Source organism: Serratia sp. Ser99 (assembly GCF_024519545.1).
Lineage (GTDB): Bacteria > Pseudomonadota > Gammaproteobacteria > Enterobacterales > Enterobacteriaceae > Serratia > Serratia liquefaciens.
Map to the genome: position 1 here is coordinate 16,107 of NZ_JALJRT010000006.1, position 20,205 is coordinate 36,311.

The 20,205-nt window shown below is 56.5% G+C and carries 20 protein-coding genes; 11 read left to right on the forward strand and 9 right to left on the reverse strand.

Translation table 11 applies throughout. The features are described 5' to 3' along the window. Nucleotides 1-353 precede the first annotated feature (353 nt). From NR114_RS13430 to NR114_RS13450, 5 genes are all read left to right on the forward strand, one after another. Nucleotides 354-1,424 (forward strand): YncE family protein, encoded by a 1,071-nt coding sequence (locus NR114_RS13430; protein WP_048762770.1) that lies wholly within the window; start codon nucleotides 354-356, stop codon nucleotides 1,422-1,424. Nucleotides 1,425-1,433: 9 nt separating this feature from the next. Further along, nucleotides 1,434-3,605, forward strand: coding sequence for a TonB-dependent siderophore receptor (locus NR114_RS13435; RefSeq protein WP_256814311.1), 2,172 nt, complete (start codon nucleotides 1,434-1,436; stop codon nucleotides 3,603-3,605). Between the two features lie 133 nt (nucleotides 3,606-3,738). Continuing rightward, a complete protein-coding gene (locus NR114_RS13440; RefSeq protein ID WP_256814312.1) occupies nucleotides 3,739-4,218 on the forward strand; it encodes a tetratricopeptide repeat protein in 480 nt (159 codons plus the stop codon). Nucleotides 4,219-4,227: 9 nt separating this feature from the next. After that, nucleotides 4,228-4,659, forward strand: a complete 432-nt coding sequence (locus NR114_RS13445) for a GNAT family N-acetyltransferase (protein ID WP_020828042.1) — start codon at nucleotides 4,228-4,230, stop codon at nucleotides 4,657-4,659. 31 nt (nucleotides 4,660-4,690) lie between these two features. Next, nucleotides 4,691-5,299 (forward strand): GNAT family N-acetyltransferase, encoded by a 609-nt coding sequence (locus NR114_RS13450; protein WP_020828043.1) that lies wholly within the window; start codon nucleotides 4,691-4,693, stop codon nucleotides 5,297-5,299. A 12-nt stretch (nucleotides 5,300-5,311) separates the two neighbouring features. Here NR114_RS13450 and NR114_RS13455 read toward each other — a convergent pair whose 3' ends face one another. Next, nucleotides 5,312-5,737 (reverse strand): GNAT family N-acetyltransferase, encoded by a 426-nt coding sequence (locus NR114_RS13455; RefSeq protein WP_041415576.1) that lies wholly within the window; start codon nucleotides 5,735-5,737, stop codon nucleotides 5,312-5,314. A gap of 231 nt (nucleotides 5,738-5,968) precedes the next feature. Here NR114_RS13455 and NR114_RS13460 point away from each other — a divergent pair, with 231 nt between their 5' ends. The 4 genes from NR114_RS13460 to NR114_RS13475 are packed head-to-tail and all read left to right on the forward strand — an operon-like array spanning nucleotide 5,969 to nucleotide 8,317. Beyond that, nucleotides 5,969-6,334, forward strand: a complete 366-nt coding sequence (locus NR114_RS13460; RefSeq protein WP_116690005.1) for an ArsC family reductase — start codon at nucleotides 5,969-5,971, stop codon at nucleotides 6,332-6,334. Further along, the gene (gene dapE / locus NR114_RS13465) at nucleotides 6,331-7,458 is read left to right on the forward strand and encodes a succinyl-diaminopimelate desuccinylase (protein ID WP_020828046.1); all 1,128 of its coding nucleotides are present in this window, start codon (nucleotides 6,331-6,333) and stop codon (nucleotides 7,456-7,458) included. The genes NR114_RS13460 and dapE overlap by 4 nt, the downstream gene beginning before the upstream one ends. After that, nucleotides 7,455-8,129, forward strand: coding sequence for a M15 family metallopeptidase (locus NR114_RS13470; RefSeq protein ID WP_234529409.1), 675 nt, complete (start codon nucleotides 7,455-7,457; stop codon nucleotides 8,127-8,129). Before dapE ends, NR114_RS13470 begins: the two co-directional genes overlap by 4 nt. Nucleotides 8,130-8,131: 2 nt before the next feature. Then, nucleotides 8,132-8,317, forward strand: a complete 186-nt coding sequence (locus NR114_RS13475; RefSeq protein ID WP_234529410.1) for a YpfN family protein — start codon at nucleotides 8,132-8,134, stop codon at nucleotides 8,315-8,317. Nucleotides 8,318-8,345: 28 nt separating this feature from the next. Here the strand turns inward: NR114_RS13475 and ypfH are convergent, their stop codons facing one another. The 6 genes from ypfH to dapA form a co-directional block, all read right to left on the reverse strand. Further along, the gene (ypfH, locus tag NR114_RS13480; protein ID WP_020828049.1) at nucleotides 8,346-9,035 is read right to left on the reverse strand and encodes an esterase; all 690 of its coding nucleotides are present in this window, start codon (nucleotides 9,033-9,035) and stop codon (nucleotides 8,346-8,348) included. A gap of 117 nt (nucleotides 9,036-9,152) precedes the next feature. Continuing rightward, entirely contained in the window at nucleotides 9,153-11,165 is a 2,013-nt protein-coding gene (locus tag NR114_RS13485; protein ID WP_234529411.1) for a tRNA(Met) cytidine acetyltransferase TmcA, read from the reverse strand. Between the two features lie 54 nt (nucleotides 11,166-11,219). Then, nucleotides 11,220-12,086 carry a neutral zinc metallopeptidase gene (locus NR114_RS13490; protein ID WP_115058306.1) on the reverse strand — a complete coding sequence of 289 codons (867 nt, stop codon included), beginning with the start codon at nucleotides 12,084-12,086 and terminating at the stop codon, nucleotides 11,220-11,222. Nucleotides 12,087-12,523: 437 nt separating this feature from the next. Continuing rightward, nucleotides 12,524-13,237, reverse strand: coding sequence for a phosphoribosylaminoimidazolesuccinocarboxamide synthase (purC, locus tag NR114_RS13495; RefSeq protein ID WP_020828051.1), 714 nt, complete (start codon nucleotides 13,235-13,237; stop codon nucleotides 12,524-12,526). 249 nt (nucleotides 13,238-13,486) lie between these two features. Continuing rightward, entirely contained in the window at nucleotides 13,487-14,539 is a 1,053-nt protein-coding gene (gene bamC / locus NR114_RS13500) for an outer membrane protein assembly factor BamC (RefSeq protein WP_020828052.1), read from the reverse strand. 16 nt (nucleotides 14,540-14,555) lie between these two features. After that, nucleotides 14,556-15,437 (reverse strand): 4-hydroxy-tetrahydrodipicolinate synthase, encoded by an 882-nt coding sequence (dapA, locus tag NR114_RS13505; protein WP_020828053.1) that lies wholly within the window; start codon nucleotides 15,435-15,437, stop codon nucleotides 14,556-14,558. A 110-nt stretch (nucleotides 15,438-15,547) separates the two neighbouring features. Between dapA and NR114_RS13510 the strand changes: the two genes are divergently transcribed. Together NR114_RS13510 and bcp are read left to right on the forward strand one after the other, a co-directional pair. After that, nucleotides 15,548-16,153 (forward strand): glycine cleavage system transcriptional repressor, encoded by a 606-nt coding sequence (locus tag NR114_RS13510; protein WP_197022814.1) that lies wholly within the window; start codon nucleotides 15,548-15,550, stop codon nucleotides 16,151-16,153. Between the two features lie 2 nt (nucleotides 16,154-16,155). Beyond that, on the forward strand, nucleotides 16,156-16,620 hold the full coding sequence (gene bcp, locus NR114_RS13515; protein ID WP_020828055.1) for a thioredoxin-dependent thiol peroxidase: 465 nt from the start codon (nucleotides 16,156-16,158) through the stop codon (nucleotides 16,618-16,620). A gap of 43 nt (nucleotides 16,621-16,663) precedes the next feature. Here the strand turns inward: bcp and NR114_RS13520 are convergent, their stop codons facing one another. Together NR114_RS13520 and NR114_RS13525 are read right to left on the reverse strand one after the other, a co-directional pair. Beyond that, a complete protein-coding gene (locus NR114_RS13520; protein ID WP_020828056.1) occupies nucleotides 16,664-17,734 on the reverse strand; it encodes an AI-2E family transporter in 1,071 nt (356 codons plus the stop codon). A 258-nt stretch (nucleotides 17,735-17,992) separates the two neighbouring features. Continuing rightward, nucleotides 17,993-20,191 (reverse strand): TonB-dependent siderophore receptor, encoded by a 2,199-nt coding sequence (locus NR114_RS13525; RefSeq protein ID WP_234529412.1) that lies wholly within the window; start codon nucleotides 20,189-20,191, stop codon nucleotides 17,993-17,995. Nucleotides 20,192-20,205 lie beyond the last annotated feature (14 nt).

The following is a 20,205-nucleotide window of genomic DNA, read 5'->3' on the forward strand; positions in this document are numbered from 1 at the left end:
CCCACAAAGCCTTCCCAAAACGGCTGACGCAATAAAACGCAGTACGCATCAATGCCACCACGAGCGTCGCCATAACGATCTGTCGTTATGATTTTTTATTTACACTTCTTAACAGTCGCCGGGCGAATATAGCGGATATTTTCAGACATTAAAACGAAATGAAAATCATTACATAGTTTAAACATGCCGGAAACATCGCCATTTAATAACATGATTTTATGAGGGATATTTAATAAATCATTATATTTCAATGCCAAACAACCATATCTTCATATGATTAATTAAATGATATTGATATTAATAATCAATATCATTAGCATCGGCGAATCGTAAACTGATGTAAAGGAATGTATATGAAGATGCACCTGTCCACTTCAGGCAAAGGTTTCTCCCTCAGCGCCCTGGCGTCTGCCGTGCTGCTGTTGTCTTGTTCAACGCTGGCCGCTGACCTTCCCGAGAGTCAATTTCAAACCAAACCGGTCGGGCACGGCCTGTATGAACTGGCTTTTGATGGCACCAGCAACACCCTGTTTGCCGCCTCTACGCCTTCCTTCGCCAAAGAAAAAAACGGCGGTATCGTCTTTAGAGTCAACCCCGCCACGCTGGCCACCGACGCCAATATCGTCACTAAGCGACGTGCCTTCGCCACCGCATTGGATGAGCAGCGCCATCTGTTGTACATCGGCAACACCGTCGACGGCTCAGTCACGGTGATCGATACCCAGACCGGTAAAGAACTCGCGACTATTCAACTCAATGAAAGCGTGAAAGACGATCAGTTTGTCCCGACGCGCGAACTGCTGCTCGATAAGAAAAATCAGCGCCTTTATGTTTCCGGCACGGCGCAAAAAGGCGTGCTGTGGGTCATCGATACCGCCAAGCGGGAAAAAATTGCCACGCTGGGCAACATGGGTGAATACCCGACCGGCATTGCGCTGGACAGTGAACGCGGCCATATCTACTGCGTTAACGGCCGTGGCGAACTGATTACGCTGGACGCCACCAGCCATAAGATCCTCAAACGCGTGGTGGTCGAACCGACCAAGAAACACTTCTTCCTCAATGTCGCTCTGGACAGCAAAACCGGCCGTGCGTTTATCACCGATCCGGATCTGCCAAACGTCCTGGTCGTGGACGTCAACAGCGGGAAAATCTTGCACCAGATTGACGTAATAAATTCTCTGGCGGTGCTATTTAACCCGCTGCGCAGCGAGATCTACATCACTCACCGTGAAGCCAAACGCATCAGCATCGTCGACAGCAACAGCTATCAGGTGAAAAACAGCATCACTACCCATGCATTGCCTAACAGCCTGGCGCTTTCTTCCGACGGCCAGCAGCTGTTCGCCAGCATCAAGCAGTCCAAGGAAGAGATGGAGAAAAAACAGGATTACCTGATCAAGATTGATCTTGGCGGATTGTGAGGCATCTCCATGGCTAGTTTTATGATTCGCCTCTCCGGCGGCGCACTATTGTGTGTCCCGGTGATGATGGCGCAGGCGGCAGGCACCGAGCAGACCGCCCACAGCCAAAAAGAAGAAACCCTGGAGGTGGTCGCGTCCCCCTTCAGCGATGACGGCAGCACCGAGAATACCGGCTCCTACACCACCAAACAGATGACCACGGCAACCGGGTTGCCGTTGAGCATTAAGGATACGCCACAGTCGGTTTCGGTGATCTCGCGCCAATTGATTGACGATCTCAACGCCAACTCGCTGAAGGAAATTCTGCGCTGGTCTACCGGCGTGAGTGAAAGCAATTACGATAGTGAACGTTCTTCGTTCAACTACCGTGGTTTCAGCGTGGACAGCTATCAATACGATGGTATTCCTACTTTCTTTGACTCCGGCTATTCCGGCGGGGAATCCGAAATTGACTCGATCACGCTCGATCACGTAGAGATCGTCAGGGGTGCGGCAGGATTGTTGAACGGCGTCGGAAACCCGGGCGCTGCGATCAATCTGGTCAGGAAAAAAGCCTCCAGCCTTTCTCCTTTTTACCGTACCGAGCTTTCGGCCGGTTCCTGGGATCACTATCGCACCACGATCGATGCCGGTACCCCGCTCAATGATGAAGGTACCGTCAGGGTGCGCGTCGCTGCCTCCGGTGAACGCAGCCACTCTTTCATGGATCGCCATCAAGAACGCAAAGGGACGGTCTACGGGACGTTGGAAGCTGACCTGACCAGCGCCACCCTGCTGCGTCTGGGGGCTGACTATCAGCAAAACCGGCCAAAAGCTTCCACCTGGGGCGGCGCGCTGCCGACCGGCTGGTTCAGCGACGGCAGCGAGATCAACTGGGATCGCCACTACAGCGGGGCTTCAGACTGGTCAAGCTGGGACACCACCCTCAGCACCCAGTTCGCCACGCTGGAACACCAGTTCGCTAACGACTGGAAAGGCGTAGCCAACTACACCCACAACCGTCAGGCCTTCGATGCCAAAATGGCGATGAGCCTCGGCGGCCTGATCGACCCGGACACCTGGGCGGTGAAGCCTTCAACCCCTTACGCCGGGCGCTATGAAGGCTATCGGGATCAGCACGCGGTAGACCTGAAGCTGAACGGGGACTTTTCAATGCTGGGCCGTACCCACAAGTTTGTGGTGGGCAGTTCCTCCGCCTGGCAACACAGCTACAGCACCTATCGCAGTGCCAGTACCACACAGCTGTTTAGCGGCAGCCTGAAGGACTGGAACGGCGGCCTGGGTGAACCTGCGTGGTCAGACAAAATGCCGCAGCAGGATTTCCGTACGCGGCAAATCGGGATTTACAGCAGCGCCGACTTCTCGGTGACGGATCAACTGGATCTGGTGCTCGGTGCCCGCTTCAACAGCTTTAAAAACACCACCACCACCACGGCGAACAAAGTGACTCCGTTCCTGGGGGCGGTGTATAAGCTGACCGATCAGGTCTCTGCCTATGCCAGCTACACCGACATCTTCAAGGACCAGAACTATCTCGACAGCAGCGGCCACTATCTGGCGCCGATCGAAGGGGTCAACAAAGAGGTGGGCATCAAGGCCGCGCTGCTGGATGAGCGTCTCAACGTTTCGCTGTCGGCGTTCCGCATTACTCAGGATAATCTGGGCGTACTGGATGAAAATCCGGAAAACATCAACGCGCTGCAACAGACCTATCATGAGAGTCAGGGCGCAACCAGCAAAGGGGTGGAGTTCGAGCTGAGCGGTGAACTGGCGCAGGGCTGGAATGCCCAGTTGGGCATCACCCATTTCTCCTTGAAGGACAAGGATAAGGTTGATCTCAACACCGAGCAGCCCCGCACTCGCATCACTCTGTTCACCACCTATCAGTTGACGGGTGCGCTGCGCGATCTGACGCTGGGCGGTGGCGCACGCTGGCAGAGTAATGTTTATGCCAACGTCCAGGGCGCCAGCAACGGTGAATTTGTCGAGCGCAAAGCCGAGCAAGGGTCCTACGTGCTGGTCGATGCGATGGCGCGTTACAAGCTGACGCCGCAAACCTCGGTGCAGTTGAACCTGAACAACGTTTTCGACGAGAAATACTACTCGCAGGTGAATTTCTACAGCACCCGCAACTATGGCGAGCCACGTAACGTTATGGTGACGCTCAAGCACGAGTTCTGATCGCCCTACAGTATTAAACGGCCCCGGATAACGGGGCCGATTTATTTCTAACCGCTATATCCCTTGTATGATGAATTCTTCCGTAGTAGCGTGCCAAAGGTATAAAAAACCCCCATTTCTCTGAGGCCATGTCATGTCCCCTACGCTGACCATCGAACAACTGAAAGAGCTGGGCCGTTATCAAGACGCCACCGAACTGGCGCAGCAGCAGTTGCTGCAACAACCGGAAGACGCAGTGCTGCACTACCAATTAGCCTGTCTGTACGACGTGCAAGGATTCGAGCAACAGGCAATTCCCTGCTACCAGGCCGCGCTGGCGCGCAATTTACCGGCTCCGCAGCGACAGGAAGCCTGGCTTGGCCTGGGCAGCACCTATCGGGCGCTTGGCCTGTATCAGCAATCGCTGGCCACCTTCGATCAGGGGTTGGCCGAATTTCCCGAGGCCAAAGAGATCACCCTGTTTCGCGCCATGACGCTGTACAACCAGGGTGAAACCAAACAGGCGGTGGCCGATTTGTTGGTGCTGTTAGCGGAAACCTCCTCACACAGCGACATCAGCAGTTATCAGCGCGCCATTCGCCAATACGCTGCCGATCTGGACCGTATCGGCTAGGAGGAAAACATGGAAATTGTCACCGATCCAAATCGCTATGGCGTCGACTGGTCGCAATTGGCCGCACTGTTGGAAGCTGCAGGGCTGGGCCAACGTGACCCGCAGGTGCTGCAGCGCGTTTACCAACACAGCCAATTTTGCTACTGGGGCTATCGCGATGGCCGATTGATGGCCACCGCCCACGCCATCAGCGACATGACCTCGGTAGCCTATTTGGCCGACGTGGCAATCCATCCGGACTTTCAGGGGCTGGGACTGGGGCGACAGCTGATGGATCGGGTGATGCAGGATTTGGCGCCGCTCGGCAAAGTGTTTATCTACTCGGTTCCCGACAAGCTGGCATTCTATAAAAAATACCGCTTCCGCGAGCTGACCACCGGCATGGTCTATGCTGACAGCGTGGCTTTGGAACGCCTGGAGCAGAATGGCTATGTCCGCTAAACAGTCAATTTAACGAGGAAAGTTGCAGAATATGTCTGACCTATGCTGGCTTGGTGAAACCGAGCTGAAAAGCGACAACGTCAGCCTGCTCCCACTGCGTAGAGAGCATGCGCAGCCCCTGGTACAGGCAGCCGCCGACGGACGCCTTTGGGAACTTTGGTTTACCTCGGTACCCACAGAAAATACCGTCTCAGATTACATCGACTTTGCCTTGAGTGAACAGGCCGCAGGACGAGCGTTGCCGTTCGTCGTCGTGCACAACGCCACGCAAAAAATCATCGGTACCACCCGTGTTTGTCATGCCGATGCGCAAAACCGTCGCGTTGAAATTGGCTACACCTGGTATGCCAAGAGTCATCAAAAAACCACCGTCAACACCGAGTGCAAACTACTGCTACTCAGTTATCTGTTTGACTCTCTGGCGGTGATTGCCGTTGAGTTTCGCACTCACTGGCACAACCAGGCTTCCAGAGCAGCTATCGCGCGACTGGGTGCCAAGCAAGACGGAGTCCTCCGGAATCACCAGAAAAATGCGGATGGCAGCTATCGGGATACGGTGGTTTTCTCCATCATCGACCACGAATGGCCGATGGTGAAAAAGAACCTGGGTTATAAGTTGCGACAGGTCAGAGACGAGTAACGGTCCGCTAAGCTACAGCGTCTTCATCATGAAAACGCGGCTGGTGCCCGCCGGCAGACAGGGTACCTCGCCAAAGCGCGTCCAGCCGTTCAATTCATAAAACTTCGGCGCCTGAAAGCTGATGGTGTACAGCACGGCGGAAACACAGCCTCTGCGCCGCCCTTCCAGCTCGAAACGGCGCAGCAGTTCGCTGCCCAACCCCGATCCGCGCAGCGATTTTGGCAAATGAAACAGATCCACAAACAGCATGCCCAACGATGAACGTCCGCTGATGCCGCCCAACACTTCACCGCTGGCCGGATCTCGCACCACCACCGCCAACGGGCGACGATCGTTGGTGCCGGTTACCTCGTCGTTATATTGATTCAGCCCGGCTTCAATCAGGGCTTCTATTTCTTCCGTCGCATTTTCGGCAACTTCAATCAGGTATTTTTCCATGATCATCTTCTTCTTATGTAGGGTGACTGAATAGCGCACTAAGATTAGCAAAATCCGCCGCAATAAATGCGCGCCGTTTTTTTTCAGCTTTTCCCCGGCTTTCAGGCCATTGGACGGTGGAACTCCCCGCCATTTTTCGGCATGCTGGTCGCTGGTTTTCATTTCACCGCCCCCGGCGGTTTACCACCGGCCACACGCGCCGGTGTGGGTTGCAGAGAAGGTTCTTACTCCATGACGTTGACCATGTACGGCATCAAAAATTGTGACACCATCAAAAAAGCACGCCGCTGGCTGGAAGAACAGGGCGTGGCTTATCACTTTCACGACTACCGCGCCAACGGGCTGGACGAACAGCAACTGCGTGGTTTTGTCGAACTTTTGGGCTGGGAACCGCTGCTGAATACCCGTGGCACCACCTGGCGCAAACTGGACGAAGCGCAGCGCAACGCCTGCGATAATGCCGATGCGGCCATCGAACTGATGCTGGCCCAGCCGGCCATCATCAAGCGCCCGCTGCTGAGCGACGGCAAGGGGCATGCTCTGCTCGGTTTCAACACCGACAGCTATCAGCAATTTATTTCCGAGGTGGCAGCATGACTTGCCCGGTAATCGAACTGGCCCAACAACTGATCAAACGTCCTTCCCTCAGCCCGCACGACGAAGGCTGTCAGGCGTTGATGATTGAACGTCTTGAAGCCATCGGCTTCACCGTTGAGCCTATGCCTTTCGGTGATACCCTGAATTTTTGGGCCTGGCGTGGCGAGGGGCAAACCCTGGCATTTGCCGGCCACACCGACGTGGTGCCGACCGGCGACGAAAAACGCTGGGACAACCCGCCGTTTGAACCGACCATCCGCGACGGCATGCTGTATGGCCGCGGCGCGGCGGACATGAAAGGTTCGTTGGCAGCCATGGTAGTGGCGGCCGAGCGCTTTGTGGCCGCCAATCCGCACCATCAGGGGCGTCTGGCATTCCTGATCACCTCCGATGAAGAGGCCAGCGCAACCCACGGCACGGTGAAAGTGGTCGAAGCCCTGATGGCACGCAACGAGCGTCTGGATTACTGCCTGGTCGGCGAGCCGTCCAGTACCGAACGCGTTGGTGACGTGGTGAAAAACGGCCGTCGTGGCTCTATCACCGCAAACCTGCACATCCACGGCATTCAGGGCCACGTCGCCTACCCGCACCTGGCGGATAACCCGGTACATCGCGCCATGCCGGCGCTTAATGAGCTGGTGGCGATAGAGTGGGATCGCGGCAATGAATTCTTCCCGCCGACCAGCATGCAGATCGCCAACGTGCAGGCCGGTACTGGCAGCAACAACGTGATCCCCGGTGAGATGTTCGTCCAGTTCAACTTCCGTTTCAGCACCGAATCGACCGATGCGACGATCAAACAACGCGTGGAAGAGCTGCTCGAGCGTCATCAACTGAACTACAGCATCGAATGGCGTCTGTCTGGTCAGCCGTTCCTCACTGCGCGCGGCGCATTGGTGGATGCGGTGGTTAATGCCGTCGAACATTATTCTGAGCTGACGCCGCAGTTGCTGACCACCGGCGGGACTTCTGACGGTCGCTTCATCGCCCAGATGGGGGCGCAAGTGGTTGAGCTGGGCCCGGTAAACGCCACCATCCATAAGGTTAACGAATGCGTCCACGCGGCCGATCTGCAACTGCTGAGCCGCATGTATCAACGCATCATGGAGCAATTGATCGCATGATCACGCCAGAAATGCTGACCGGGCGCTCGACCGACCATCTGGCGCCGCTAAGCGGTAACCACCGCATGCAGCCTGCCGCAGTGGCCGCGTTTCTCGCCATGCAGCAAGCGGCGCATGCCGCCGGGTTCAATCTGCAACCCGCCAGCACATTTCGCGATTTTGAACGGCAACAGGCGATCTGGAATGGAAAATTCTGCGGCGAGCGACCAGTATTAGATAAGGACAGCCGACCGATCGACATCACGCCGCTGTCTGACGCCGAGCGCTGCGAAGCGATCCTGCGTTGGTCGGCCTTGCCGGGCGCCAGCCGCCATCACTGGGGCAGCGACCTGGATGTCTATGACCCCGCACTGTTGCCCGAAGGGCAAAAGCTGCAGCTGGAACCGTGGGAATACGAACAAGGCGGTTACTTTTACCCGCTCAATCAGTGGATGACGGAACACATGGCCGAATTTGGCTTTTATCGTCCGTTCACCGAAGACGGCGACGGCGTGGCGGTGGAGCCCTGGCACCTGAGCTACCGCCCGCTGGCGCAGGAAGCCGAACATCTGCTGACGCCTGCGCTGCTGTTGGCGGCCTGGAAAGATAAGGACATTGCCGGAGCTCAATGGCTTGAAGCCCATCTGCCAGCGATATTTTCGCGTTTTATACGCGCCGAAGGAAAGGAGTGAATATGGAATGGTTAGCTGACTACTGGTGGATTATCCTGCTGATTCTAGTAGGGATGATCATCAGCGGGATCAAAGAACTACGCCGCGTCGACGTGAAAGGCTTTCTGGCCGATAAGCCGAAGCTGCCGCCGCACCGCGATAACAACGCCGAGTGGGATGACGAAGACGACTGGCCGAAGAAAAAATGACATCAGGGCGCATTATGCGCCCTGAAGCTTATTTAAAGGCGATCAAGTCGCCGCGCTTGCCGAACATTGCCTCTTCCCAGTAGCGCTGCGGCACGTAGTAATGCAGCCGTTCAAGCGCGCTGTCCATCATGTCCTGATTGATGGCATGCCCCACGCCCTCTTCCACATCCAGCGTAAAATCGACGCCGTTGGCCTGCAGCCTTTCCGCCGCCGCCTGGGCATGTTGCACCGAAATCACCGCATCCTGCTCACCGTGGATCAAATGCACCACGCTGTCACCGAACGCCTGGTCGGGCAGACTGGCAAAGCGCCCGCTGAAAGCCACCACGCGGCCGGCCAATTTAGGCTCCGCCTTCAGGGCTTCCAGCGCCATGATAGACCCCTGAGAGAAACCCACCAACGCCGTGCCGGCGTCATTCACGCCGCTGTGTTGCTGCCAGTAACGCACAGTTTCAATAAACAGTGGCATCACTTCGGCAATGCGCTCAACGCGATTTTCTTCGGTGACGTCCTGCACTGAAAACCACTGGCGGCCGCTGCCGTTACCAAAAGCAGAGGGGCCACCCACGCTGACCACCAGCGCCTGCGGGAATTCTTTAGCGAAATAACGGCCAATTTCCCCCATTGCCACCGGGGTATCGCCGACACCGTGAAACAGCAGGATCAGCTGCGCAGCCGGTGTTGCCGGGCTCTGGACAACGAAATGCTCATGTTTCATCGGTGACTCCTCGTGTGATTAAGATCCTGTCCGGCGCCAGATGCCCCGGTTTCTGCCAGCTACTATACGCTGCTGAGAAATCAGGAAAATCGGGTTTTATTGAGCAACATCTTCAATTTATTGCAACGACTGGGCCCACGCTTTCCAGCGCAGACCGTGCTGCGCATCCAGCTGTTCGAGCGCCAGTCCTGCCTCGTGTCGCCAGCGGCGCAGCAAGGCTTTCTGCCCGCTAAACCCTAGCCGTGCCACGCAGACTGCTGGCGCCAACGACTGCTGCAGATGCATCCGCAATGCGGGCAATGATAGCGTACTGGCCAACAGTAAGCGTTGCAGTGCCCCGAGGCTGGCCTCCAGCGGCCGATGCGCGAAGGCAAATCCTGCCAGCTCACGCCAGTCGTCCTCTCCTAGCTGCGTATCGCCGTCGTCTCCGGGGATCTCTATTTGCAGATCAATACGCGGCTGCAACCAGCGCCAGTCACGTGCCAGGTGTTTATGGGCGGCATGGCGCAACGCCTCGCCCTGTTCGCTCAGCGGCAGGATCGCCATCGCGGTGTAACAACCACTGCTGGCCTCCGTCTTGCTGCCGATGCGAGCCAGTTCAAAACCGCAAGATTGCCAGAAACGCCACAGCGGCTCGGTATAGCCAAAGCTGACCGAGAGATAATCCAGCCCCTGTACTTGCTGGCGCTGCTGAGCAATGAGATCGCGGGCAATGCCCTGTTGACGCAGTGCGGGTAACACCGCAATGCGGGTGATGCGCCGCGAACGTAGCGTAGGTGCCCACCATTGCCCCCCGTGCGCCGCCAGCGATTGTGCCACCAGGTTGCCACGCGGACGCCGTCGACCAGCCCAGACTTCGTGTGCCAGTTCGGCGCTCAGTCCGCCTTCCTCCACCAGCCACAGGGCGCCGACAACCTCATCGTCTACCTGAGCCAAACCAAAGTGCATGCCCGGCGCATCCATCAATCGCCGTAAATCCAGTGGTGAAGTACGGTAATGGGCACTGCTCAACAAAGCGTAAAAACGCGCTAACCTTTGCGGATCGGCGCACAGCATGGTTTGCTCAGCCCCGCTGATGCTCACCGGCTTATCCGTTACCTGCCAGCAGGGTTGCTCGTTAAACAGCAGCGCGTTATCTATAATGCGCTCCAGCGCATCGCCCTGCGCCCAACGCATCGGTTGATCTAATCCCAATGCCTGGAACGCGGGCAGTCCGGCGCAGAATTTCAGTAAAAAACCCCGGCCGGTGCCTTCATAACCCTGCACCGTGGTGGTCAGCAAAACGCGCGGGAAATAGCTCACCAACTGCTGCAACAGCGGGCCAGGTATCGCCGCCGCTTCGTCCACCAGCAGCCACCCTACGTCGCTGACGTCCTGTTCGCGGCAATGGGCTAACAGCGCATCCGGTGCCCAGAATTGCGCACGTCCCTGCGCCCATTCGGCGGCGACTTCGGTGGCAGCGCGGCTCGGTCCGACCAACCAGCAGGTCTGCGAGGTGTTCGCCACCAGCATACCCGCTACCGTTGACTTGCCGCGCCCGCGTGCGGCGGTCAAAACCCAAATGCCCGATGCCGCGCTCAGTAATTGCGCCAGCAGCCGCTGCTGCTCGGCGGTGGGTTGGCCGTCTGGTGCCTGCCACTGCGGACGCAGCGGCAATGGCGCCAGCGTCAGCGCCTCACCCTGCCGCCAGACGGTGACTTCGCTGTCCGCCGTCAGATGCCGCTGCAGATGATGAATAAAATTTGGGGTGGTGATCGGTTGTGGGCAATCGCTCCAGCGCAGGCTGTCGTCATCCGGTTGCTGAGGCCACTGCTGCCACGGCGGCGTCAGCAACAGCAGCCAACTGCCGGCTCGCAGCGTGCCCGACAGCGCGGCCAGGGCTTCAACGTCCAGCCCTTTCGTCGCATCAAACACCGCGTGCAGGCGCTCTTGCCCCAGCAGCGTTCGCACCGCACCGCTCGCCAATGCCTGCAGACCCGGCGATGGGTTTTCCCCTACCCACGGCCAGTCACCCGGCAGGGTACTCGCCAGTTGTAGCGCCTGCTGGCGACACCATTGCGGCTCGCCACTGATCACCAGCAGGCACCTGATGCCCTGCTGCTGCATAAGTTGTTGCATTGCCAGTAACATAACCGTGGATCCAGACCTGAAAAAAATGCCGGAGTCAGGCTCCGGCATGGCATGTTAACGGGATGCGAAGGTATTGCAGGTGTTCGGATCGCCGCTGTCGAAGCCCTGTTTAAACCAGGTGTAGCGCTGCTGCGAAGTACCGTGGGTGAAGCTGTCCGGCACCACCCGTCCCTGCCCTTGCTGCTGCAAACGGTCGTCGCCGATCGCCTGCGCGGCGTTCAATGCCGCCTGCAAGTCGCCCTCTTCCAACATCTGCTGTTTCTCGGCGTATTTGCCCCACACGCCGGCAAAGCAGTCCGCCTGCAGTTCCATTTTCACCGACAGGCGGTTCACTTCCGCCTGGCTGGCACCCTGCTGCATTTGGCGCACTTTCGGCTCGATACCCAGCAGGTTCTGCACATGGTGGCCGACTTCGTGCGCCACCACGTAGGCCTGGGCAAAGTCACCGCCGGCACCCAGCTTGGTTTTCATATCCTGATAGAACGACAGGTCGATATACACCGTTTTGTCACCCGGGCAATAGAACGGCCCCATCGCCGCCTGACCGGTACCGCAACTGGTGCGCGTTACGCCACGATACATCACCAGTTTGGGGGGCTGATAGGTTTTGCCCATACGCTGGAAAACTTCTTTCCAGTTATCTTCGGTAGACGCCAGCACCACCGAGGTAAATTTAGCCAGTTCATCGTCTTTTGGACTGATGTTGGCGCTTTGTTGCTGAGTTTGCGGGCTCACGTCCCCACCGTTCAACAGCGGCGAGAGATCGATGCCGTAATAGCCGGCCACCAACACCACCACCAGAATGGCGATACCGCCCTTGCCGCGAGGAACACGAAAACCGCCACCGCCGCCACCCAGACCTGAAGACTGCCCGCGACGATCCTCAACATTGTCACTTTCCCGACGCCCTTGCCAACGCATAAATAAACTCCAGATTAGGTTTTTGTCATTGTACGCAATACCCAAAATAATTGGAGTTGCATCAAGGCGGCAAATGAGTGAATCCCGATGAACTTACTCAAGTAAGTGATTCGGGTGAACGAGTGCAGCCAACACAGATGCAGCTTCAAGTATGCCGGGTATTATCATTATAAGTGCTGAGCAGCGGAGGAAATGTAGAATTTTTCCGGAAATGCAGTCAGAGAGAAATATTGCGGGAAGTTAACGGGGCCGAATGGCTCCGTGAGACTGCTGACAAACAGAGAATGTTTGGCGGCAGGCGCTAAAGGTTTTGAAAATAAATCTGGAAAATCAATTTATTGATTTTCGGCTGATAACACAAAGGGGGAAAAACCACGCTTTATCCCCCTTTGTCAAAATCTGACGGGGCCGGATGACCCCGTAGAGCGCGACAACGCTTAGTCGAGCTTGACGCCGATGCGACGGGCCACTTCTTCATAGGCTTCGATCAAGCCACCCAGGCTCTGGCGGAAGCGGTCTTTATCCATCTTGTCCAGGGTGTTTTTATCCCACAGGCGGCTGCCGTCCGGCGAGAACTCATCGCCCAGCACCACTTCACCGTTGAACAGGCCGAACTCCAGCTTGAAGTCGACCAGGATCAGGCCCGCGTCGTCAAACAGCTTGCTCAGCACGTCGTTTGCCTTGTAGCTCAGCTCGCGCATACGCGCCAGGTGCTCTTTGTTCACCCAGCCGAAGGTTTCACAGTAGGATTCGTTGACCATCGGATCGTGCATGGCATCGTTTTTCAGGAACAGGTCGAACAGCGGCGGGTTCAGTACCAGGCCTTCTTCGATGCCCAGACGCTTCACCAGTGAACCGGCAGCGCGGTTGCGGATCACGCATTCGACCGGCACCATGTCCAACTTCTTCACCAGCACTTCGTTGTCTGACAGCAGGCGTTCCATTTGCGTCGGGATGCCGGCCTCTTCCAGTTTGCTCATAATGAAATGGTTAAACTTGTTGTTCACCATGCCTTTGCGATCGAACTGCTCAATGCGCTGACCATCCAGTGCTGACGTATCGTTGCGGAACTCCAACACCAGCAAATCAGGGTTTTCGGTGGTGTAGACGGTTTTTGCCTTTCCGCGATACAACTCAGCTAGCTTTTGCATCTTACATACTCCAATAAAGAATTGTTTTAAAAATGCTTTAACACACAGGCGTGATATACCCAAAATAATTGGAGTTACAGCAAGGCGGCAGGTGCGGGACTCCCCGCGAGCTTACTCAAGTAAGTGACAGGGCGAATACACGTAGCCAACACGGTTGTAGCTTCAAAAATGATGGGTATATTGTGCCAAAACTGCGACGCAAACGATACCGTATTGTTCAAAGAAAAAGGGGCCGTAGCCCCTTTTCAATCAGTTAACGCTGGTTTTACTGAATGCTGCCTGGAAGGCCGCCACCAAGCCGTCGTTTTGCGACTGGGTCAATGGCTTCCCTTTAGGATCGATAAATTGCAGGCTGGTGCGGTTGTTCAAGTCCCCGACCTGCAGTTTGTAATCGCCCTCTTTCAGTTCAGGATCCTTGGCGCCCAACGCATCCCAATCGCTACCGCTCAGGGATTTGTAGGTGACGGCGACGGTGCCCTGCGGACGGCTGCGGTCACCCACTTTCATCCCCAGTTTCTCCAACGCCGCAGGCAGGCGATCCCATACCACGGTGTAAGGGCCGCGCACTACCAGCATCGGCAGGCCGGTGTCATCGGCGCTGCTCTGCACGTCCAGCGCGCCGAAGCGGTTGGCCGTCTGGCTGCTTGCCAGGTTGTCCTGCTTGTCCAGGCCTTCAACGATGGTGTTCATCATCATGCCGTTGTAGCGCTGCACTTCTGACGGGTCGGTAATCTGTTCGGTTTTACCCTGCTGCTGCAGGCCCACGGTTTTCACCGTCAACGCCTGCTGGTAACCCTGCTGCTGTACGCTGATCTGGTAGCGGCCTTCGTACTGGTTGTCTTCATCCAGACGGTTCCACTTCACCCAGTCGGTGGTCAGCGTCTGACCGGCGTCCTGACGTGAGGCGATTGCGATATTTTTCGTCTGCAGCATGCTGACAACGCGCGACCACAGGTTCTGGTTCTGCGGATTGTTTTCCAACAGCAGCGTACCGCTGTCGCCGGCATATTGCGCGCGTGAACCGCTCAGCAATGCCAGTGGCTGCACCGGCGGACGAATATCCAGTTGCTTGCCGACGCCGCCTTTCAGCGTGGTGGCCGGAACATCATAATTACCGCTTTGCACCGGCAGGATCATACCGGCTGGTGCGTTCAGTGGCTTGAGCACCGACGCATCGAGGTAAGACTCATCGCCGCTCACCTGGCGTTTGTAACGCTGATCGGTGGTGCAGGCGGCCAGCATCATAACCAGCGAAATACCCACGACTTTTGCTACCGTCGACTTTTGCAATGAATAAACCATCAAATTTCCCTTAGAGTTACAGCAAACCGGCGCTTTTCAACGCGCGTTCCACTACCGGACGGGCAGCGTCGGTCAACGGCGTCATAGGCAGACGCATCGTATCGGTTGCCATCAATCCCAATGCCTTACAGGCCCATTTCACCGGAATTGGGTTTGCTTCTACAAACAAATCCTGATGCAACGGCATCAAGCGCTGATTTAAGCGGCGTGCTTCAGCAAAGTCGCCCTGTGCTGCCAGCGCGCAAAGCTGCGCCATTTCACGCGCCGCCACGTTGGCCGTCACGGAAATCACCCCTTTGCCGCCCAGTTGCATGAAGTCCAGACCGCTGGCGTCATCGCCGCTCAGCAAAATGAAATCTTCATCATCAACCAGCACTTGGATCTGACTTACACGACTTAAGTTCCCTGTTGCCTCTTTAACAGCAACAATATTCTTAATTTTTGCCAAACGCGCAATCACCGGCGGCAGCATGTCACACCCGGTGCGCGAAGGCACGTTATAGAGGATCTGCGGCAGTGCGGTGCTTTCGGCAATCGCCTTGAAGTGCTGGTACAGCCCTTCCTGAGTCGGTTTGTTGTAGTAAGGCGTGACCGTCAGGCAACCCACTACGCCGGTATTTTCAAAGCGCTGGGTCAGCGAAATGGCTTCGGCGGTGGCGTTGGCGCCGGTACCTGCGATCACCGGAATACGGCCTGCGGCCAGTTCCAGCGTCTGCAATACCACGTCAACGTGCTCGTCATGGGCAAGCGTTGCGGACTCGCCGGTAGTCCCTACGGAAACGATGGCCGCAGTTCCACTGGCTACATGATAATCAATCAATTTTTTTAGGCTCGCGCGATCGACAGCACCTGTGTCGTCCATCGGCGTAACCAGTGCAACAATACTTCCCGTAAACATTGGCCGTCCCCTCCACAAACAAGTCACTCATGGTACTTTTGCTGCCTATCCAAAAGCAAGCAAACAACGGCGTTGTAAGCGCTTGGCAGGCGGTTTTTTTTATGTTTACCATGGTAACCCCATTGAGCACGACAGGAAGCTCCATTTTGCCTAAGCCAGATGAACACTATCTCGTGATTACCGCGCTCGGCGCCGATCGCCCCGGAATCGTCAATGCCATCACCCGCCACGTCAGCAGCTGCGGGTGCAATATCGAAGATAGCCGTCTGGCCATGCTGGGTGAAGAGTTCACTTTCATCATGCTGCTTTCCGGCAGTTGGAACGCCATTACCCTGATCGAATCAACCCTGCCGCAAAAAGGCGCGGAGCTGGAGCTGCTGATTGTGATGAAGCGCACCAACTCACACGAAAGGCCACCGATGCCGGCCACGGTGTGGGTGCAGGTTGAGGTGAAAGACTCGCCGCACATCATCGAACGCTTTACCGATTTGTTCGACTCCAGCCAGATGAACATTGCCGAGCTGGTATCGCGCACCCAGCCTGCGGAAGGCGACCTGCCGCCGCAGCTGTATATCCAGATCACCGCGCACAGCCCCGGCAATCAGGATGCCTCAAATATTGAACAAGCCTTTCATCGCCTATGTACAGAATTGAAAGCACAAGGCAGTATTAGCGTTGTGAACTATCCACAGCATGATGAGAAAGATGGAGAGTAGTGATGAGCCCATTGAAAGCCGGTGACACAGCGCCGAAGTTTAGTTTGCCTGACCAGGACGGTGAGGAAATTAATTTGGCCGACTTCCAGGGACAGCGAGTGCTTGTTTATTTTTATCCCAAGGCGATGACGCCGGGCTGTACCGTACAGGCCTGCGGTTTGCGGGATAACATGGATGACTTGAAAAAAGCGGGTGTCGAAGTTCTGGGCATCAGCACGGATAAACCAGAGAAACTGTCGCGTTTTGCCGAGAAAGAGTTGTTAAACTTCACGTTGTTGTCTGATGAGGATCATCAGGTGGCGCAGCAGTTCGGCGTTTGGGGTGAGAAAACCTTCATGGGGAAAACCTATGACGGCATCCACCGCATCAGCTTCCTGATCGACGCCAAAGGCAAGGTTGAAAAAGTGTTTGATGATTTTAAGACCACCAATCATCACGACATCGTTCTGGATTACCTGAAACAATAATTCTCACGAAGCGCAGCGACCTGCTGCGCTTCGTTATCCACGCTTATTCCTGTTCCGTTTCTACCCGCAGTTCGTCCGGCCAGGCATGAATAACCGCCTTCACCAAGGTTGCCAGCGGGATAGCGAAGAACACGCCCCAAAAACCCCACAGCCCGCCAAAGATAATCACCGACAGAATGATCACCAGCGGATGCAGGTTGACCGCCTCAGAGAACAGAATCGGCACCAGCAGGTTGCCATCCAGCCCCTGCACCACCAGATAGGCGACGATCAGCGTCCAAAAATCGGCGCCAACACCCCATTGGAACATCGCCACCACCACCACCGGAATGGTCACCAGAACCGCACCGATATAGGGGATCAGCACCGAAAAACCGACCAGCACCGCCAGCAGCAGCGAATAGCGCATATCGAGAACCGCGAACACCAGATAGGTCGCCACCCCGACGATCACCATCTCCAGCACCTTGCCGCGAATATAGTTGGTGATCTGCTGGTTCATTTCGATCCACACCTGCCCGGCCAGCCCACGGTTGCGTGGCAGTACCCGGCGCACGGCATTGAGCATCTGTTCCTTGTCCTTCAACAGGAAGAACATCATCATCGGGACCAGAATCAGATAAATCGCCAGCGTCAGCAGGCCCACCAGCGACGCCAACGAGAATTTCACCACCGACTCGCCCATGCCCGACAGGCGTCCGCGCAGGTTCTCCGCCATCATGTCGATGATGCCGGCATCTACCAGCGCCGGGTAACGCTTCGGCAGCGTCGCGGCGAAGTTATAGAACTGGTTGAGCATGCCCGGCAGATCGGTCATCAGGTTGATGCCCTGTTGCCAGGCGGTCGGCGCCACCACGAAGACCAGCAGCATCGCGATACCGGCAAACAGGATCATCACCATGCTTGCCGCCCAATTTCGCGAACAGCCGATGCGCTGCAACCGCGCGGTTGGCCATTCCAGCAGATACGCCAGCACGATGGCCACCAGCAGCGGGGTCAGAATACCATGCAGAAAATAGAGAATGAGGAACCCGGCGAGCAGGATCACCAACAGCGCGATGGCTTGCGGATCGGTGAAGCGGCGGCGGTACCACTGTAATAACATCTCCAGCATCAGAGAGGGCTCCTAGAGGTTTGACTGGCAGGCATTGCTGTTCCTGTAATAAGTATTATTGACCCTACGCTGGCCAAGCCAAAAAGAGGAAAGGCTGAAGGCCGGACATTCAGCGTATGGTTGTACCATGCCGCCCCTTTGCCATCCAGCGATTGTCGGCACAGACCGGGGGAAAGAAAACGATCGATTTACTGCGGGGAAAGTCGCGGCGGTTTAACGGTGAGTCAAACCGCCGCTATGCCATCAGGCCTGAGAAGATCAGAAGTCGTAAGTCAGCGAGGCTTTAAGGGTGCGCGATTGCCCCTGGAAGATATAGGTGCCGTTGCTCTCCACGCTGGACCAATACTTCTCGTTGGTGACGTTATCCACGCCAACGCGCCAAACCAGGGTGTTTTGATCCGCGTTCATGCGCATCCGGTAACGCACACCGAGATCCAGCGTGGTGTAACTGTTGAGTTTCTTGGTGTTCGCCGCATCGGCAAACTGCGAGCCGGTATGGCGAACCCTGGCGGTCGCAGTCAGGCCTTCAACCGGTTGGATGTCATACTCGGCGCCCATCACCATATAGAAATTCGAAACGCCGATAGCATCTTTGCCGTCGTTGGTGCCATTTTTGGTTTTGGTCAGCTCAGGCGACAGCCAGGTGGTGCTGCCGTTAAGGCGCAGCCCGAGCATCGGCTCACCGAACACGTTCAGTTCCACGCCGCGGTTACGTTGCTCGCCATCCAGCGCATAATAATTCTCGCTGTTGAGCATGGCTGAAGGCTTCTTGATTTCAAACAGCGCCAGCGAACCGCCCACGCGTTCGAAATCGACCTTCACCCCCACTTCATTTTGTTTGGAACGGGCAATACCGGTGCTCTGGCCAAAGTTCGTGGCTTCCTTCGGCGCGTTGCTCCCCGGCTGCAGGGCTTCGGTGTGGTTGGCGTAGAGCGACACTTCTTCCCACGGCTTGTAGACCAGACCAAAGGTCGGCATCCAGCGGCTTTGGGTATAACGGGACGAGGTGTCCTCCAGGCCGGTGGCGTTGCTGTAGTTGCGCACCACCACTTTCTGATGGCGCGCCGCTGCGGTAAACAACACCCGATCGCTAAAGAACCCCAAAGTATCGCTGAACAGCCAGCCCTGGGTGCGATTACGGGCGGTGGTTAACGGATCGGAATAGTTGCCGCCAAAGTAAGCGTTATCCGGCACCGCCACATCGTGATTGTCATAAATATTGGTCGTCGGGTTGTTGGCCGACATTCGCCAGGCGGTTTTGTCGCGTTTGATTTGCGCAGAATAACCCAGGTTCACCTTGTGCGAGACATCCCAGGTATTGAATTCGCCGCTGACCCCGGCCATGCCGCTGAACGCATCGATAATGCGGTTGGTGTCCAGACGCCCTACCGTGGCGTCGCCGTTGGCATTGATCAGCTTGGGTGCGCTGTAGAGCCCGGTTTCATGAGCATGCTGCGCGCCCAACCCGGTATAGATTTTCCAGCGTTGAGTGAGGTCGTATTCCGCCTTCACCATACCGAATTCGTTTTCGATATCGCTGTAGCCCCATTTCTGGCTGTAGTTTTTGGTCGGATCCGGCACGGCTGGAATAAAGTCGACGCCACTGATGTTGACCCCCATGGTTCCACCGTGGAAGGTCTTCTTCTGGTAGCCGAAATCCAGCGAAGTGCGGAAGCGATCGCCACGGTAATCCAGTCCCACCGAGGCCAGCGTGGTACGGCGTTTGTCATCGTTGACGGCAGCTTCACCTTCGCGGTGCACCAGGTTCACCCGCGCGCCAAACTGGTTGTCATCACCGAAGCGACGGCCTACATCCAGCTTGCCGCCGACCTGAGAGTCAGAGGTGTAATCGATGCCCACCTGCGTGGTAGGCGTCTCTTCCGCACGTTTGGGTTCGAGGTTAATCATACCGCCCACCCCACTGGTGGCTACGCCGTTCAGCAAGGCGTTAGCGCCTTTGAACACCTCCACGCGCTCCAGCATTTGGGTATCCATCACCTGACGCGGCACCACGCCCGACAGGCCGCCCATGGTCATGTCCTCACCATCCAACTGGAAGCCGCGAATGCGGTAGGTTTCGGCGAAGTTGCCGTAGCCCTGCACCGCCTGAACGCCTGCGTCATTGCTGATGACATCGGCAATGGTTTTCGCCTGTTGATCCTGCACCAGCTTCGCGGTGTAGCCGACCACGTTAAAAGGTACGTCCATGGCTTTTTGTTCGCCCAGCATCCCCAGACGTCCGCCATGCGCGATTTGTCCATCGAGATAAGCGGGAACCAGATCTTCGCCGCCAGCTTTAAAATCGCTCTCTTTGGTGGCCTGAACCACCAGGGTTTCTTCCTGATTTTTTTTGCTGCTTTCTGCCGGAGCGGCCAGCGCGCCCTGGCTTACCGCACCGATGGCCAGCGCCAATAACGTCAGGCGTTGCGGAAATGATGTTGAACTGGTGTTGTGCATAATTCACTCATGTA

Excerpts from the sequence above, each read along its gene's own strand:
- NR114_RS13520 (WP_020828056.1), bottom strand. The coding sequence starts at position 17,734 with ATGCTGGAGATGTTATTACAGTGGTACCGCCGCCGCTTCACCGATCCG.
- NR114_RS13430 (WP_048762770.1), top strand. The coding sequence starts at position 354 with ATGAAGATGCACCTGTCCACTTCAGGCAAAGGTTTCTCCCTCAGCGCC.
- NR114_RS13455 (WP_041415576.1), bottom strand. The coding sequence starts at position 5,737 with ATGGAAAAATACCTGATTGAAGTTGCCGAAAATGCGACGGAAGAAATA.
- ypfH (WP_020828049.1), bottom strand. The coding sequence starts at position 9,035 with ATGAAACATGAGCATTTCGTTGTCCAGAGCCCGGCAACACCGGCTGCG.
- bcp (WP_020828055.1), top strand. The coding sequence starts at position 16,156 with ATGAGCCCATTGAAAGCCGGTGACACAGCGCCGAAGTTTAGTTTGCCT.
- dapE (WP_020828046.1), top strand. The coding sequence starts at position 6,331 with ATGACTTGCCCGGTAATCGAACTGGCCCAACAACTGATCAAACGTCCT.
- NR114_RS13490 (WP_115058306.1), bottom strand. The coding sequence starts at position 12,086 with ATGCGTTGGCAAGGGCGTCGGGAAAGTGACAATGTTGAGGATCGTCGC.
- NR114_RS13450 (WP_020828043.1), top strand. The coding sequence starts at position 4,691 with ATGTCTGACCTATGCTGGCTTGGTGAAACCGAGCTGAAAAGCGACAAC.
- purC (WP_020828051.1), bottom strand. The coding sequence starts at position 13,237 with ATGCAAAAGCTAGCTGAGTTGTATCGCGGAAAGGCAAAAACCGTCTAC.
- NR114_RS13475 (WP_234529410.1), top strand. The coding sequence starts at position 8,132 with ATGGAATGGTTAGCTGACTACTGGTGGATTATCCTGCTGATTCTAGTA.
- NR114_RS13485 (WP_234529411.1), bottom strand. The coding sequence starts at position 11,165 with ATGTTACTGGCAATGCAACAACTTATGCAGCAGCAGGGCATCAGGTGC.
- NR114_RS13435 (WP_256814311.1), top strand. The coding sequence starts at position 1,434 with ATGGCTAGTTTTATGATTCGCCTCTCCGGCGGCGCACTATTGTGTGTC.
- NR114_RS13440 (WP_256814312.1), top strand. The coding sequence starts at position 3,739 with ATGTCCCCTACGCTGACCATCGAACAACTGAAAGAGCTGGGCCGTTAT.
- NR114_RS13460 (WP_116690005.1), top strand. The coding sequence starts at position 5,969 with ATGACGTTGACCATGTACGGCATCAAAAATTGTGACACCATCAAAAAA.
- bamC (WP_020828052.1), bottom strand. The coding sequence starts at position 14,539 with ATGGTTTATTCATTGCAAAAGTCGACGGTAGCAAAAGTCGTGGGTATT.
- NR114_RS13525 (WP_234529412.1), bottom strand. The coding sequence starts at position 20,191 with ATGCACAACACCAGTTCAACATCATTTCCGCAACGCCTGACGTTATTG.
- dapA (WP_020828053.1), bottom strand. The coding sequence starts at position 15,437 with ATGTTTACGGGAAGTATTGTTGCACTGGTTACGCCGATGGACGACACA.
- NR114_RS13510 (WP_197022814.1), top strand. The coding sequence starts at position 15,548 with ATGGTAACCCCATTGAGCACGACAGGAAGCTCCATTTTGCCTAAGCCA.
- NR114_RS13470 (WP_234529409.1), top strand. The coding sequence starts at position 7,455 with ATGATCACGCCAGAAATGCTGACCGGGCGCTCGACCGACCATCTGGCG.
- NR114_RS13445 (WP_020828042.1), top strand. The coding sequence starts at position 4,228 with ATGGAAATTGTCACCGATCCAAATCGCTATGGCGTCGACTGGTCGCAA.